This is a genomic window from Planctomycetota bacterium (genome assembly GCA_021414025.1).
In the GTDB taxonomy this organism is placed as follows: domain Bacteria; phylum Planctomycetota; class Phycisphaerae; order Phycisphaerales; family SM1A02; genus SYAC01.
In genome coordinates, this window is the sequence record JAIOPG010000007.1 from 316,695 (window position 1) to 330,805 (window position 14,111).

Below are 14,111 nucleotides of genomic sequence, written 5' to 3' on the forward strand. Positions count from 1 at the left end.
GCACTACGCTGCTGACACTCCGCAGGACGCGGGGAAGTTTGCGACCCACGGGGTTGGTCGCAGCCCAGGAACGGATGACGCCAACGCAGAGGGGAACAACCGGCATGAACCGGCTGGCTGTCTCCTGCGCTGCGCGGCTTCATGTCGGATCTGGTCGGTGCGTCGGGCTTGAGTTGTGCCCGTTTTCCTGTCCGTCCTCTCACTTGGAGCCGATTGTCCGTGTCCCCCGAACGCACCCTGGAACTTCCAAGCCGGATCCGGAGCCTGCTCACCGAGCGTTTGGGCCATCGCCGGGCCGATCTCTGGTTCGATTCGGCCTCGACGGTCCGGGTGGAGAGCGGCAGGCTGGCGGTCGACGCCCAGAGCACCTTCGCCGCGGATTGGATCCGCAAGAATTTTGGCGGCGACCTTCGAGCCGTTTCCCAGGAGGCACTGGGACGCGATGATTTCGAACTTCGCGTCCGGGCCGCGACTGCGGAGTCGCACCCCGGCCCGAGCGAGCCGCTGTCAATCGCCCCGGCACCCTTCACCGGCACTGATGCCGCCCCCGCCCCCCGGCCGCGGTCCGGCGAGGCCTGGCGTCGCCTCGAAGACTTCGCAGTGGGCCGGACCAACCGCATGGCCTATGAGGCGGTCCGCAATTTCGCCTCGAATCATTCCGTCGGCAACGGGCTCGTCCTGCATGGAAGCTGCGGCGTCGGCAAGACGCACCTGCTTCAGGGCCTCTGCCGCCAGCGGCGCGAGTCGCGGACGCAGCAGCGCGTCCGCTACATCACCGCTGAGCAGTTCACCAACGAGTACATCCAGTCCGTCCGCCACGGCACCATCGACGCGTTCCGGGCCCGGGTGCGGCGCGTCGACCTGCTGGCCATCGACGACGTCCATTTCCTGGCGGGCAAGACCGCGACGCAGAATGAGTTCCTGCACACGCTCGACGCCGTGCAGCTCTCCGGTTCGCAGGTGGCAATCGTTTCCGATGAGCACCCGCACCTGGTCCGGCGCCTGAGTCAGTCGCTCATCAGCCGGATGATCGCGGGGATGGTGGTCCGCATCGACCCGCCGGATCTCGAATTGCGGCTGGCTCTGGTCCGGTCGCTGGCGCTGCGGAGGGCCATCGACCTTTCCGAGGAGGCGGCGGAAGCGATCGCCCAACATTGTGCGGGCGGCGCCCGAGAAATCGAGGGAACCTTCGCCAGCCTCGAGGCCCTGCGCTCCAACCAGAGTGAGCCGGCCGAAATCACCCGAAGCATGGTCGATGTGCTCTTTCGCCGCGCGGAGGAGCAGCGCGGCACCAATCCCGTCCGGCTCACCGAAATCATCGACCAGGTGTGCACGGTCACGGGCGTCGAGATGCCCCAGCTTGCCGGCGCGGGCCGGCACCGGCGGATTTCGCTGGCGCGGGCGCTGATCGCCTGGCTGGCGCGGCGCCACACTTCGATGAGTTTTCCGGAAATCGCCCGTTCGCTGGGCCGGACGTCGCACTCGGCCATCCACACCGGCGCCGCGCGGATCGACTCGCTGATCGAAGCCGGAGCGCGCGTGGACGCCGGCGCCGCGGGCGACTGCAGGATCGTCGAACTGCTCGATCGCCTGCGGCACGAGCTGCGCAACTCCCCCAAGACGCGCCGTTCGTAGGCCGATCCTTCCCGTGCGGCGGCGCTGCCGCCGCTTCCTCTGCCCGCAGCGCGGCCCGGTGGATACACTCGGCGCATGCAATTCGCGGCCGCCCTGTTCCTTGCGACTCTCCTGTTTTTCTCGACCGCGGCGAGCGCCCAATACGCCCGCGCGGATCCCTTCCAGACCTCCGTCACCCAGATCCGCAAGGCGATGTCCCCGAGTGAAAGCGGGATCCAGCACTTCCGTTGGGTGTCGCTGCGACTGCTCTCCGATCCGGCGATGAACCCCCTCTTCGAGGCGCTGGCGGCGCAGCAAAACGTGGCGCTGCGGGTCGACGGATACATGGGCATCGCCCTGGTGAGCCCCGCGAAGAGCCTCGACGCGGCACGGGTGAACCAGCTCAAGGATCCCACGCTCCGCCGGCTCCTGATCACCGAGGCGCTGGGACTGGAGCTGCTCAAGCCCGCGGCGATCAGGGAATTTCTCGAGGCGCCGGAACTTTCCAACTACGAGCGGACTTTGCTGGTCGCGGAGCTCAATCGGCAGGGCCAGGCCTGGAACAAGTCGCTGCTGGAATCGGCTCCCGCCGACAGCGCCGCTGAGGTGGCCGGACTCGCCTCGATGCTGCTCCTGGAGCAGGGCGACACCGGCGGCTGGCAGGGACTGATTCGAAAATGCAAGGAGCTCACGCCGGAGGACCGGACGGAACTGCTGAAGCAGCTGGCCAACGCCGCGCGGCAATACCGCATCGTGTCCGCGGTCGCGCCGCTCCTGGAGGCCACCGCCGATTCCACCGGCGCCGACCGCGTCGCCGCGGTCACCGCCGCGGTCAGTCTCGCGCCGGCATCCGGCCGTGCCGCGGTCCTTGAAAAGTTGAAGTCGGACCGATCGCAATCCAATCTGGTGCAGACCGGGCTGCTCATGCTCTCCGCCAAGGAGGGATTCGACGCCGCCGATTTCGATCGGATCCGAAATGGCGATCCACTTCTCGAATCCATGGCCAACGCCGGCGCCGCCATGCGGACCCCCTCGGCGGACACCGGTGCGGCACTCACCGCGCTGCTTGAGAATGGCAATCGATCGACCAGCGAGTTCGTTCTCGGCATCACGCCAACGCTCTCCCCTGCTCTCTCCAAGCCCTTGCTTCTGCATGTGCTCAACCGCGTGGCCGCAAGCAAGGGCATGCGCAGCGAAGACCAGATCGTCACGCTGCTGGCCGTGCAGCAACTTCTGAAAATGCCCGACGCGCACCAGGAATTGCTCAAGACCACGCTGGACAGCGTGGACCACAACGTGGAACTGGCGGAGACGATCCTTGCGGTCGTGGCCGACTCCTCCAGCCCCGAGGCCGCGGCGTTCGCCCGTCTGGTCCGCGGAAAACTTCCCCGACGCGGCGAATCCATGGCGATGCTCGCCCTGGCCAAGTCCTCCGCGCCGCTCTCGGCGGCGGAAATCCAGGAGCTCGGCATGATCGCCTCCGGCGGCGGCAAGGTGGACGAATCCTCCCAGATGCAGGCGGCCTGGCTCTACCTCAAGTATTCCAAGCGCGACAAGGAAGCGATCGCGCAGATCATCCGCTGAATCCCATGAAGACCCGGACCGAGACAACGCAGTTTCACATCGCGGAGCACTCCGCATGATCCCCCTCTATAAGCCAACTTTCGCGCCGGAGGACTTTGACGCGGTACAGCAGTCAATGCGCTCGGGCTGCACGACGATGGGGCCCAAGCTCGTGGAGTTCGAGCGGCAGATGGCCCGCCAGACCCGCCGCACGCACGGCATCGGGGTGAATTCCGGATCGCTGGCGATCGAGATTTCCCTGCGCGCCCTGGGCATCGGCCCCGGCGACGAGGTGCTGGTGAGCGCTTTCGGCTACAGCGCCAACGTGAACTCGGTGCTGCACGTCGGAGCCACGCCGGTCTTCGTCGACGTCGATCCGCGCACCATGAACATGGATCCCGCGGCCGCCGAGCAGAAGAGCTCGCCCAAGACCCGCGCCATGCTGGTGGCAGAAACCTTCGGCAACCCCGCGGGTTTCACCGATCTGATCGCGCTGTGCACGCAGCTCGAGATTCCGATGATCGAGAACGGCACCGAGGGGCTCGGCGGAACCTGCGGCAAGGACAACATCGGGCGCTTCGGGCGCATCGCCTGCTTCGGCTTCTTCGCCAGCCGGCTCATCACCACGGGCGAGGGCGGCATGATCGTCACCCACGACGACCACCTCGCTGCCGCCTGCCGCGCCATCCGCCACCAGGGACGCGTCGATCGCTACTCCTTCCCCGACCAGCCCTGCGACCTGGGCATGAAAATGGAACACGCCTACGACGGCTATGACGGACGCCTTCCGGAGATGAACGCGGCCCTGGGCCTGAGTCAACTCCAACGGCTCGACGCCACGCTGGCCCAGCACGCCAAGGTGGCCCAGAGCTACACGCGGCGCCTGGGCGGCGAGCCCGACATCCTGCTGCCGAATCCGCCGCAGGAGTGCAAGATGAGCTGGTCGAACTTCGTAATCCGCCTCTCCGACCGCTTCACCAAGGACGACCGCGACCAGATCATCGACGGCATGCACCGCCTCGACATCGGCGCCGCGGATTGGTGGCCCTGCGCCGCCCTGCTTCCGCACGTGCGCAAGAAAACCCATCACGAGCCCGGCGACTTCCCGCTCGCCGAGCGGCTGAGCCACCGCACCATCGCGCTGCCGTTTTTTGAAAGCATTTCAGAGAGCGAAATCGACGACGTCTGCCAGACGCTCAAGACGCTCATGAGCCGCGTCGGCGCGACACGCGAGTGATGCCGAAGCTTTGTGCTTCGTCATCTGTGGTGTGAATGCGCAGGTCTTGATCAGCGAGGCTTGCGCGCGAACGCGCCCGATTCGTCCTTCGCCACCCGACTCAGGAGAATCGCCAGCAGCGCCGCACGCTCGGTGAGGCTGTCCAGCTCGATGAACTCGTCGCTTCGATGCAAGTGGCCTCCGCGCACGCCCAGGCCGTCCAGGCATGGGACGCCGGCGGCCTGGATCAAGTTGCCGTCGCTCACGCCGCCGGTGCTGCCGGTCGAAAGCGCCAGGCCAAGGTCGCGGCCGGCGCCCTGGGCGACCGCGGCCAGGCGAGAGACTTCCGGCGTGAGCGGCTTCGCCGGCCGGTTCAGCGCCTTGTGGATGGTGACGCAGGGAAGCTTCTGGACATCGCCCGAGACCAGCCCCTCAAGGCGGGAGCCGAGCTCCTCGCCCTCGGCCGCGTCGGCGAAGCGGATGTTGCCCCAGGCACGGGCATGGTCGGCGACGATGTTGGTCGCTTCGCCTCCCTGCAACGGGCCGATGTTCACGATCCGGCGCCGCGAGAGGTCCGTCATCCGGGAGGCCTCCAGAATGGCCGCGGCGAGGGCGTTGACGGCACTGACACCGCTGGCGAAGTCCCTTCCCGAGTGCGCCGCGCGGCCGACCACGTCGATCATGAACTGCCCGCTGCCGGGACGCTCGACCACGAGGCCGCCGTCGGACAGCGCCGGCTCCAGAATGAATCCCGCGTCGCACTCCTTGGCGATCTGGGCCAGGTGGCGCGCGGAGCGGAAGCTACCCGCCTCCTCGTCCGCATTGACGATGAAGATCCAGCGAATGCCCGGCGCATGTTTCTCAAGGGCTTCCAGTGCCGTGAGCGCCACTTCCAGACCGCCCTTCATGTCCGCCGCCCCGGGTCCCGTCGCGCGACTCGGGCTCAGTCGCTGGAGTTTCTGAAAATCCCCGGCCGGATCGTGCACGGTGTCCATATGGCCCGCCAGCAGCAGCGTGGGTCCGCTTCGGCCTTGAAGCCGCCGGGCCACCACGGTCGGGGAGCCCATCTCGCCGCGGTCATTGGGTGTGATCCACTTCGGACGCGTGTCGGCCGCCAATTCCTCCACTTCGGCGCCAAGCGATCGCAGGCGCTGGCTCAGGAGCGATCGCATGGCATCAAGGCCCGGACCAAATTCATGGCCGGTCGGGATGGCGACCATCTCAGCGAGCCGGGCTTCCATTGGGTCCCGCGCGCCGCGGATCTGCTGCACGATCGCTTGCTCGACAGAGGTCAGCGCCATTTCAATTCGCCTTCTCCTGAAGCTCGTTCGACAGGGTTCCGCGGCACACTTCGATGGCGGGACCGGTCATGGAAACCCCATGGTCCGCGCCGGGCCACTCCACCGTGAGCGAGCCGCCCGGCAGAATCACCTCACAGGGACCCGACAGCTTTCCTTCGAGCACGCCGGCGACGACGACCGCGCAGGCGCCGGTGCCGCACGCCTGCGTGATGCCGCTGCCGCGCTCCCAGGTGCGAACACGGACGTGACTTCGGCCTTCGCATTGCGCGACATGCACATTGATGCGCTCCGGAAAAGACGGATGGTTCTCAATCGCCGGACCGATCCGTTCCAGCGGAACGCTCGCGACATCGCGGCACCACAAGATGGCGTGTGGATTGCCCATCGAGACCAGAGTGAGTTTCCCGTCGCAGCCGCTGGCTGTCATCCATTGCGGGTTTGCGTCAAAGGCCCACCACGCAGGCGGCAGCGTCACGGCGATCGCCCGCGCCGTCGGCGAAACTCCGGCAAGTTTCGCCGGAATTTTTGAGAGTTCCAGAATGGGCTCGCCCATGTCCACCGTCGCCTCGCTCACGCCGCCGCGTGGATCGCCACGCCAGGACACGGCAAGTGTGCCGCGCCCGGTCTGGATGCGCAGCGGATTTCTTTCGGCCAGCCCCCGCTCCACCGCGAACTTGGCGACGCAGCGGATGCCATTGCCGCACATCTGCGACTCGCTTCCATCGGCGTTGAAGATGCGCATGCGCAGATCGGCCGCGGCACCTTCGTCGGCGGCCCCCACCAGGATCAGGCCGTCGCTGCCGATGCCCGAGTGACGGTCGCTGACCGCCCGCGCCAGACGGGCGGGATTGGGCACCCGTTCCCGAAAGGTGTCGATGTAGATGTAATCGTTGCGAAGCCCGTGCATCTTCGCGAACTGCATGGTCACCCCTCCTTCCCGGGGCGGCGGATGCTGCCCAGATCGACCACCGTCGGGCCGTGACGATAGAAGTCCACGTTCAATTCGTTGCGCGAGAGGAAGGTGAACACCAGGCAGTTGGCGCGGGTGCTCTCCGCATAGGCGAAATCCCCCAAGTGCGGCCCGGCGTACATCGCGTTCTCATAGCCCTGGCAGTGCAGGTGAAAGTGGAAGAGCCCGGTGTAGGCGCTGTCGAACATCTTCTGGGAGGACTCATAGCGCAGGTCGTTGCCCTGCACGCGCGGCTTCATCTCTTCGACCGAGGGCTTGCCGTCGCCACCGATGCGGATCACACCGCCATACTCCGTGTTGCGGTCCTGCAGGTCGCGATCCGCGATGTCAAACAACTGCAGTCGGAGCTCGGGAGAGTCGAAGATTTCCATGACGATCGCCATAGCCGCCAGGTCGCCCCACGAGAGGCTGGAGCGCATCATGTACAAATTTTCGGTGTGCTCCACGCCGTAGCCCTCGAAATTCGGACTGACCACCCGCGAGCCCTTGGCCTGCCTTCGCGCCTCGACGATCTCATAAAGCTGTCCGGCATTCTGCTTGAGCAGGTCGGGCTTGAAACGGGCGACGGCCACCGCGATGGGCAGCTCGCGAATCTCAAGCTTGACGCGCACCTCCGGCGGAAGCTGCATCACCGCGGCCTTGGCCTCCGCCCAGAAGGTCAAGTTCTTGGTGGAGAGCAGCGCCTGCAGCCAGAGGATCTCCTCCTTGTTGGTCGGGACGATGCCCAGCTCGCCGGCGCAGCTGCGAAGGTTTGAGAGCAGCACATCGTCGGGTTTGACCGTCGCATCCGCCAGCAGGGCCACGAGCCGCTCGCGCTGCCCGAGCTTCTGGAGCAACTCCCAGCAACGCATGCGCAGATTCGCCTCGGTGATCGGGTTGGAATCCAGCAGCATCTTCACCAGCAGGTCGGTCAACTGCTCCTTGCCGTTGAGCTTCTCGATGGCGATGCGCTCCGGCCGGTCCTTGTCGCTCTCCACCCACGCCCCCATGGGGATGCTCCAGGCGCGGACCAGCGTGGGGGTCAGGTCCGACCAACCCATCTTGACGATGAGCTCACAAAGCGTGCCCCGCCAAGCAAGCATCTGCATCTTGGGCAGTTGCAATCGCAGAATTTCCTTCAGGCCCGCTTCGTCCAGCTTGACCAGGCGGTTGAAAGCCTCCATCCGGGTGGATTCCGGGAAGCCGGGCTGCCAGATCAAGCGCTTCAGGGCTGCGATGTACTCGGGGCTTGGATTGGCGTCGAGCTGCTCCATCGCCGCGACCTGCACAACCGGCAGCGATTCCGGGTTGGAGAGCGTCTTGAGCGGATCCTTGCCGCCGGAGACCGCGCAGGCCTCCAGCACGAGCAGGATGATCATCGAGGCGGATGCCCGGCGAAGCCAAGCCCGGCGACGAGGAGGCAATTCCATGGAGCCAGTCTATCGGCGAACGCACGCGATCAACAGCAAGGCCTTGAAGTGCGGCCTGCGTCGGGTGAACTTCTGAAAGCGTCTATTGGGCTTCGCCGCCTGAAGCGGGACGAATCTGACCCGCGATCGGGTTGTCGTTCTTTTCCGAGGCGTTGATCTGGTCGGCGACCTCGCGGCGGTGCACCAGCACCTCGCGCGGAAACTCGAAGGCGATCCGGACCCGGTCCCCCTTGATCGAGGCGATGCGGACGATGCCCAGCGGCGCCGCGGGGTTGCCGATCACAACTTCTTCACCTTCGCGTCGGGTAATCACCAACATAGCTTTGAACCTCATTGCCAAGGCCGTCTCGCCGCAGTGCTCCAAGCCTCTGCGAATCCGTGCGATCGGGTCTGCTGATCGGGAAACTCCGAGGACGGAGTCTACCCCAAGCCCGCCCAATCTCGGCATGAAAAGAAACGCCCCCGCACCGGGTCACGGTACGGGGGCGACGACGGATAGAACCCGAAAATCGGGGTTCCAGAGTCCTGGCCGCCATCCTTGGCGGTCTCAGACCCTTCCTGCGGGCCGTCCATGGCCCGCGTGTTCTGTTCGAATGGCTCCTGCTCCGCCGTCCCTGGCTGGAGTCAGTCGTCCATTCGATGCTCCCCTGCGCTCCGCCGTCCCTGGCGTGAGCGCAAGTCTTTGATGAAACCGTTGCGTCCTGCAACGGGGTCGAAAGCTTGTCTGAGATCAGCTCGAACTTCGAGTTCGAATCGTCTCCCGGGCTCGCCGCCAGATGTCCGCGGCGGCGGGCTCGTGTCGGTCACGCTCCTCTTTCCATTGGTGCAAGGTGCAAAGTTCCAGATGATCTCGCACGCCGAGAATCATCAATTTCCCCGACAATCCGTAGCGCTCGAGCATGTGGTCGGGAATGCGCAGTCGACCCGCCTTGTCCAGAGGACAGCGCGAGGATTGACTGAACATGTAGCGCTCGAAATTCTGAACTCCCTCGTCGCCCAGCAAGGAGCCGCCGAGGGCGTTGGCCAATTCGGCGAAGGTCGGCTCCGGCCACAGCCAGAGAAATCCGTTGGTCCCCGGCGCTGAAACAAAAACTGCATCCTTGCCTTCGTCCGGAAGACAGCATCGAATTTCCGATGGAATTGCGAGACGCTGCTTCGCATCGAGGGAATGTTCGAATTGGCCTAGGAAGAGCATTGAGCACCTGTGGGCATGGTAATACCGATTCAACACTTTGCAACACCTTGCCCCACCTTGGATCAAATTTCTGCATTTTTCATGCACCCGAACCCATTGGCAGCCCAATAACAGACGTCAAATTATTTATAAATACCTGCAAATAATAGATTTAGACTAGAAATTCTATTTTTTAGGGTTACCGTGTGTGCATATGGCATCGCGATGCGATTGGACACCAATCGAGAGGTCCGGGATCAGCGATCTGCTGGATCAGATTCCAAGCGATCTTTTTTTGTTGACGGGCGCCTACGGCGAAATGCGCGGCGCCGCACTGGTGCGCTGGGTGCAGCAAGTGGCTTCAAACCCGCCGATGTTGGTCATCGCGATTGAAAAGGGTCAGCCCCTCAGTCCCATCATCCGCGATTCACGGGGATTCGCCCTGTGCCTGATCAGCGCCAACGATCCGATCTGCTCGCGGCTTTTTCGCCAGCTTCCTGAGCACACCCAGGATCCGCTGATCTCAATCCCCTGCTCGAAGACGCCCTCGGGGGCGCCCGTTCCCACTCGCGCCACCGCGTGGTTTGATTGCGAAATCATGCGCCACTTCGACATTGAGGCCGATCACGAGGTCTACATCGGATGCATTCATCACGCGGGCCGCAACGCCGAGGCGCCGATCGCCAAGCGCAAGCGCGCAGCGCCAGCGGTGAAAGCCAAGGGTTCAGGCGAGCGTCCGGGTTCGCGAAGCAAGGCCCGCTCGCTCCGCCCACGTTCGTGAGCTTCGGCCCGGCTACGATTCCGCCGTGTCCACGCCATCCAACATCTCGTCGACCCGGGCCGTGAATTCGTCGAATCGATTCGGCTGGGATTACCGAGCATTGGCGCGGCGGATGCCGAAGCTGCCCTTCGCGATCAACGATGCTCATTCCCATGTGAATGGTGCGCGGGCCTCGCGACTCTTGCGAGAGGCGATGGACCTCTACGGCATCGGCTCGATCTGGTCCATGACCTATCTCGAGCAGGTGGAGGCGGTGCGAGCCGAGCTTGGTGACCGGATTCATCTCATCGCGGTTCCGGACTTTGCGTCCAAGGACCGCAAGCACGCCCTCGGGGCTGGTTTTCTCGAGCGCATCGGCCGTTACCGCGAGCTCGGCTCGGGCATCTGCAAGATCTGGGCGGCTCCGCGCAGCATCGATCTGGCGATCGCGGCGGGCGATCCCAACATGTTCCGCCTCGACGCGCCGATCCGGGTGAGCGCGATGGAGTTGGCGACCAGCCTAGGCATGTCGCTCATGGCGCATGTCGCCGATCCCGACACCTGGTTCCAGACGCGCTACCGCGACGCCGCGATCTACGGAACAAAGCAATCGCACTACCTGCCGCTGGAGCGACTGCTGGATCGGTTCACCGTGCCGTGGCTCCTGGCGCACATGGGCGGATGGCCCGAAGATCTGAAATTCCTGACCGGACTGCTGGAGCGGCATCCCAATCTTTTCCTGGACACCAGCGCCACCAAATGGATCGTGCGCGAAGTGTCCAAGCATCCCAAAGGCGCCGTGCCGAATTTTCTGGAGCGATTCCGCGGCCGCATCCTGTTCGGCAGCGACATCGTCACCACCGACGAGCATTTCGTTTCCAGCGACGCCAAGAGCGAAATGGCGGCCAAAGCCAGCGGCGCCGAGGACGCGTTCGATCTCTACGCCAGTCGCTACTGGGCTCTGCGGACGCTCTGGGAAAGCGACTTTGACGGCGAAAGCCCCATCGCGGATCCGGATCTGGCGATGGTCGATCCGCAACGATTCACTCCGCAGGACGCGCCGCGCCTGTGCGGGCAGCATCTGCCGCCGGATGTGTTGAAGTCGCTCTATGTGGACGCGGCCGCGAATTTTGTGGCGGCGGGCAAGCGCGGCGCGGGCTCCGACATGGCAAAGGCCTCGGGGCAGACTCGCAGCACGCTCTCCTGAATCGCCAAAGCGAAGCCATCGCGCACACTTTGAGGCGCATATTTCACGCGGCTCGCGGTCACCATGTCGCTGCACCGAGCCGGATTCCGTGCCGCCTGGATCAATTCAAACGCGAAGGCGTTGATGCCCGCCTCGGAAACGATGCCGTCCACGGAAGGCTCGATCGCGGCAGCGGCCAAGCTTCCGACGGTCGCCAGGATGGGCGAGCCCAGAGCCGCCGCGCCGGAGGGATGCAGCGCCGTTTCGTCGCGCTTCGGATCGGGCAGCGACATCCAGAGGTCGACCGCCGGGGCCAAGTTCCACGGACATCCGATCGCATCGTCGAAGTGGACCCGCTCATCGAGGCCAAGCCTCCGCGCAAAGGGACGCACCTCGTTTGCATAGCGCGTGGCGGGATCGAGCACGAGATGGGCGCCATGCCCGGCGATCGCGAACCGCCCAAACGCGTGAAAGGCGAAGAGTGAGTTGCCGAATCCCGAGGCTGTCGGAAGGACGCCGATGACGAAGTCCGACTCCGCGGCGTTCCAGATTCTCCGGATCGAATTGCGATCCCTCGAGGGTGAAGGCTGCCAGGCCGGCATGGGCGGAAGCACCGAGCGGATTCGAATCGGAAGCCAGCCGAGGCTGCACGCCTGGTCGGCGAGAGCCTCGCCCATGCAGAGCACTTCGGCCAGTTCGGCCTGCCGCACCAGCTTGGATTTGAAAGGTGCGTCCATCACGACCACCAGCGGCAGCTCCTCCGCCCCGCGCGAAATCAGTTGAGCCGCCCGCTCGCCCCAGGCCACCACGGCGGCGGGAGTATTTTTTTGCATGAGTCGAGTGAGCGGTCTTTCGGCAAGCCTCAGGCTTCCACAGGGAACCGGAATTCTCCACGCGGGAGAGAGACCGCATTCGCGGGCCCGCTCGAAGGCGGCCGCCGTTCCCAGCACTCCGACTTCCACCGCCCCGCTGCCCATCCGCTCCTCGAGCGCGCGGACCGCCAGTCGGCACGCGGTCAGGGTCGCCGCGCCGCCGCCCGGCCCCAGGGGATCGGTCACGCACACGACGCGCGACCCGGAACTCACTTGCGAACGCCCATGTTCTTGCCCAGTTCCTTGCGCTCGTGCTTGTAGAAAAGCTTGGCCACTTCCGTGCCGATCTCGGCGGCCAGCGTGTCCTCAATCTGCCGGCGGCCCGCCGTGCTCTGGTAGAGGTCGTCGCTGACCTCGCGCATGTCGGTCGTCACGGGCTGGCCCGTGAGCTCGCTCGGCGCGGGATAGAGCCGCGAGCGCCCGGTGACGTCGATCACCTTCACGGTCGCCAGCGCCGAAGGCTTGGCCTGCCCGCCCGGAGCGGAAAGCGAAAAGTCCTGGATCTGCACGTAGATGATCGTGTCGGCCCCGACGCGCTGGCCGATCTCGCTGATGGGAATGGGCTTGTCCACCGTCTCGTCCTTGCGCGCAATCGCGATCGCGTCGCGGCTGGCGATCGTCTCGGTGACCAGCCCCTGCTTCATCAGGTCGGTCGCGACCTTGTCGCCGATGACCGCGCGGAGCTGCGTGCGGCTGAGGATGTTGGAGCGGTCGTCCACGAAGACCACGGTCTTGCGGTCGGGCAGCGTGTACTGCGCATCGATGGAGGGCGGGCCGTCGATGATGTAGGCCGCGGGCACGATGTAGTTGCACGAGGAAAGTGCCGCTCCCAAGGTCAGCGCCGCGGCGGCGCACGTCAGGCGAAGGTTTCGGGTGAGGTTCATGTTCATTTCTTTTGATCCGGGTACTTGTCTTCGATGTGGTCGTAGAAAACCCACGCGCTGTTGCGGACGAATGTGGCGAGCAACCCGGTCTGCACCATCGCGATGTTCATGGATTCCCGAGTCACGCCCGCGTCGAGGGGAAACTGCGCCGACACGTTCCACTGGTCCACGGTCTGGTCGGAGTCGATGCCGTCGCGCTCCGCGACGCCGATGTTGGCCGCCGCCACGCCATCCCAGAGATAGCGATTGCCCGGCGGATTCAGCCGGTATTCATAGAGGTCCACGATGACCAGGCGGTCGACGTCCAGTTCCTCGGCGACCTGCCCCAGCGGCTGCGCCGACCAGTTGGGAGTCTGGTGCTGAAAGTTCATGCAGATGCGCGGGTCCAGCATCTTGATGCCCGGCACATTTTCCTGGAGCCGCTGGGCGAGATTGAAGGAGATGTTCGGCACGGCCGTCGGATGCTCGTATACCGTCCCCATGTCGGCCTTGACCAGCACGGCGACGCGCTTGTTGTCCAGTCCGGCGTATTTCGCCAGGACCTCGATCTTCTTCTCGCGCTCGATGTTCTGCCCGATCGCGGAGGCGACGCCGAAGACCTGGCAGCTCATGACGAGGCACAAGGCGCCTGCAGCGCTGATACCGGCCATCACGCTCCACCATGCACCTGGGAAACGGGCGCACCTCATGGCAACCAACCCTTCATCCCGGCCAATTTCCAGAACCACGCCGCGAGGAAAAGGGCCACAAGCGCGATGAATCCCCAGCGGTTCAAGAGAGGATCGAAGAGGCGCTGAAACTGGTAGCCCGTCAGTGCAACACCCAGCGCGATCAGGCAACCAATCGAGGCTGCGAAGGCGAGCACCGCGCCCATGAGCTGGGCGCTGAAGGCCTGGCCGAATTCGGCCCGCGCCGCGTGGGCGAAGGCCGTGGTCATGCCGCAGCTTGGGCAGGGAATTCCCAGCGCCATAGGCCAGGTGCACACCGGCAGTCCGAGCTGCTGGTGGGTGCCCATGCCCCGCGCGTCGGGAACCAGCCGGGCCGCGACCACCAGCGGCGTCAGGAGTGCCGCCGCCAAAAGCAGGATCCATCCTCGAGTGGATGCGTTGATCGTGGTCGCTTCAGCCATGGACGCAAGAGTGTAACTGGAGCCGCGAAGCCC

Annotated in this window: 14 protein-coding genes; 5 read left to right on the forward strand and 9 right to left on the reverse strand. The window is 65.1% G+C overall.

Annotated elements, in window-relative coordinates:
• Positions 1-219: 219 nt before the first annotated feature.
• The 3 genes from K8R92_10475 (at position 220) to K8R92_10485 (ending at position 4,414) form a co-directional block, all read left to right on the forward strand.
• Positions 220-1,635 carry an ATP-binding protein gene (locus K8R92_10475; protein ID MCE9620316.1) on the forward strand — a complete coding sequence of 472 codons (1,416 nt, stop codon included), beginning with the start codon at positions 220-222 and terminating at the stop codon, positions 1,633-1,635.
• 75 nt (positions 1,636-1,710) lie between these two features.
• Complete coding sequence (locus tag K8R92_10480) at positions 1,711-3,198, forward strand: hypothetical protein (protein MCE9620317.1); 1,488 nt, start codon at positions 1,711-1,713, stop codon at positions 3,196-3,198.
• Positions 3,199-3,253: 55 nt separating this feature from the next.
• Complete coding sequence (locus K8R92_10485) at positions 3,254-4,414, forward strand: DegT/DnrJ/EryC1/StrS aminotransferase family protein (protein MCE9620318.1); 1,161 nt, start codon at positions 3,254-3,256, stop codon at positions 4,412-4,414.
• A gap of 50 nt (positions 4,415-4,464) precedes the next feature.
• On the opposite strand, the gene K8R92_10490 is transcribed toward K8R92_10485, so the two are convergent.
• From K8R92_10490 to K8R92_10510, 5 genes are all read right to left on the reverse strand, one after another.
• Positions 4,465-5,694: a M20/M25/M40 family metallo-hydrolase gene (locus K8R92_10490; GenBank protein ID MCE9620319.1), complete on the reverse strand. Its 1,230-nt coding sequence runs from the start codon at positions 5,692-5,694 to the stop codon at positions 4,465-4,467.
• 1 nt (position 5,695) lies between these two features.
• The gene (dapF, locus tag K8R92_10495) at positions 5,696-6,616 is read right to left on the reverse strand and encodes a diaminopimelate epimerase (GenBank protein ID MCE9620320.1); all 921 of its coding nucleotides are present in this window, start codon (positions 6,614-6,616) and stop codon (positions 5,696-5,698) included.
• Between the two features lie 2 nt (positions 6,617-6,618).
• Positions 6,619-8,073: a hypothetical protein gene (locus K8R92_10500; GenBank protein ID MCE9620321.1), complete on the reverse strand. Its 1,455-nt coding sequence runs from the start codon at positions 8,071-8,073 to the stop codon at positions 6,619-6,621.
• Between the two features lie 82 nt (positions 8,074-8,155).
• Positions 8,156-8,356, reverse strand: coding sequence for a carbon storage regulator (locus K8R92_10505; protein ID MCE9620322.1), 201 nt, complete (start codon positions 8,354-8,356; stop codon positions 8,156-8,158).
• Positions 8,357-8,803: 447 nt separating this feature from the next.
• Positions 8,804-9,268 (reverse strand): hypothetical protein, encoded by a 465-nt coding sequence (locus tag K8R92_10510; protein MCE9620323.1) that lies wholly within the window; start codon positions 9,266-9,268, stop codon positions 8,804-8,806.
• A gap of 193 nt (positions 9,269-9,461) precedes the next feature.
• On the opposite strand from K8R92_10510, the gene K8R92_10515 reads away from it, so the two are divergent.
• Both K8R92_10515 and K8R92_10520 read left to right on the forward strand, forming a co-directional pair.
• Positions 9,462-10,028: a flavin reductase family protein gene (locus tag K8R92_10515; protein ID MCE9620324.1), complete on the forward strand. Its 567-nt coding sequence runs from the start codon at positions 9,462-9,464 to the stop codon at positions 10,026-10,028.
• Between the two features lie 25 nt (positions 10,029-10,053).
• Entirely contained in the window at positions 10,054-11,214 is a 1,161-nt protein-coding gene (locus tag K8R92_10520; protein ID MCE9620325.1) for an amidohydrolase, read from the forward strand.
• On the opposite strand, the gene K8R92_10525 is transcribed toward K8R92_10520, so the two are convergent.
• Genes K8R92_10525 through K8R92_10540 form a run of 4 tightly spaced genes read right to left on the reverse strand, consistent with a single transcriptional unit; the run spans position 11,115 to position 14,078 of the window.
• On the reverse strand, positions 11,115-12,278 hold the full coding sequence (locus K8R92_10525; GenBank protein ID MCE9620326.1) for a hypothetical protein: 1,164 nt from the start codon (positions 12,276-12,278) through the stop codon (positions 11,115-11,117). The two genes, K8R92_10520 and K8R92_10525, sit on opposite strands and share 100 nt — an antisense overlap.
• On the reverse strand, positions 12,275-12,949 hold the full coding sequence (locus K8R92_10530; protein ID MCE9620327.1) for a hypothetical protein: 675 nt from the start codon (positions 12,947-12,949) through the stop codon (positions 12,275-12,277). Before K8R92_10530 ends, K8R92_10525 begins: the two co-directional genes overlap by 4 nt.
• Before the next feature lie 2 nt (positions 12,950-12,951).
• Positions 12,952-13,638 (reverse strand): hypothetical protein, encoded by a 687-nt coding sequence (locus tag K8R92_10535; GenBank protein ID MCE9620328.1) that lies wholly within the window; start codon positions 13,636-13,638, stop codon positions 12,952-12,954.
• Positions 13,635-14,078, reverse strand: coding sequence for a DUF2752 domain-containing protein (locus tag K8R92_10540; protein MCE9620329.1), 444 nt, complete (start codon positions 14,076-14,078; stop codon positions 13,635-13,637). The genes K8R92_10535 and K8R92_10540 overlap by 4 nt, the downstream gene beginning before the upstream one ends.
• Between the last annotated feature and the right edge of the window lie 33 nt (positions 14,079-14,111).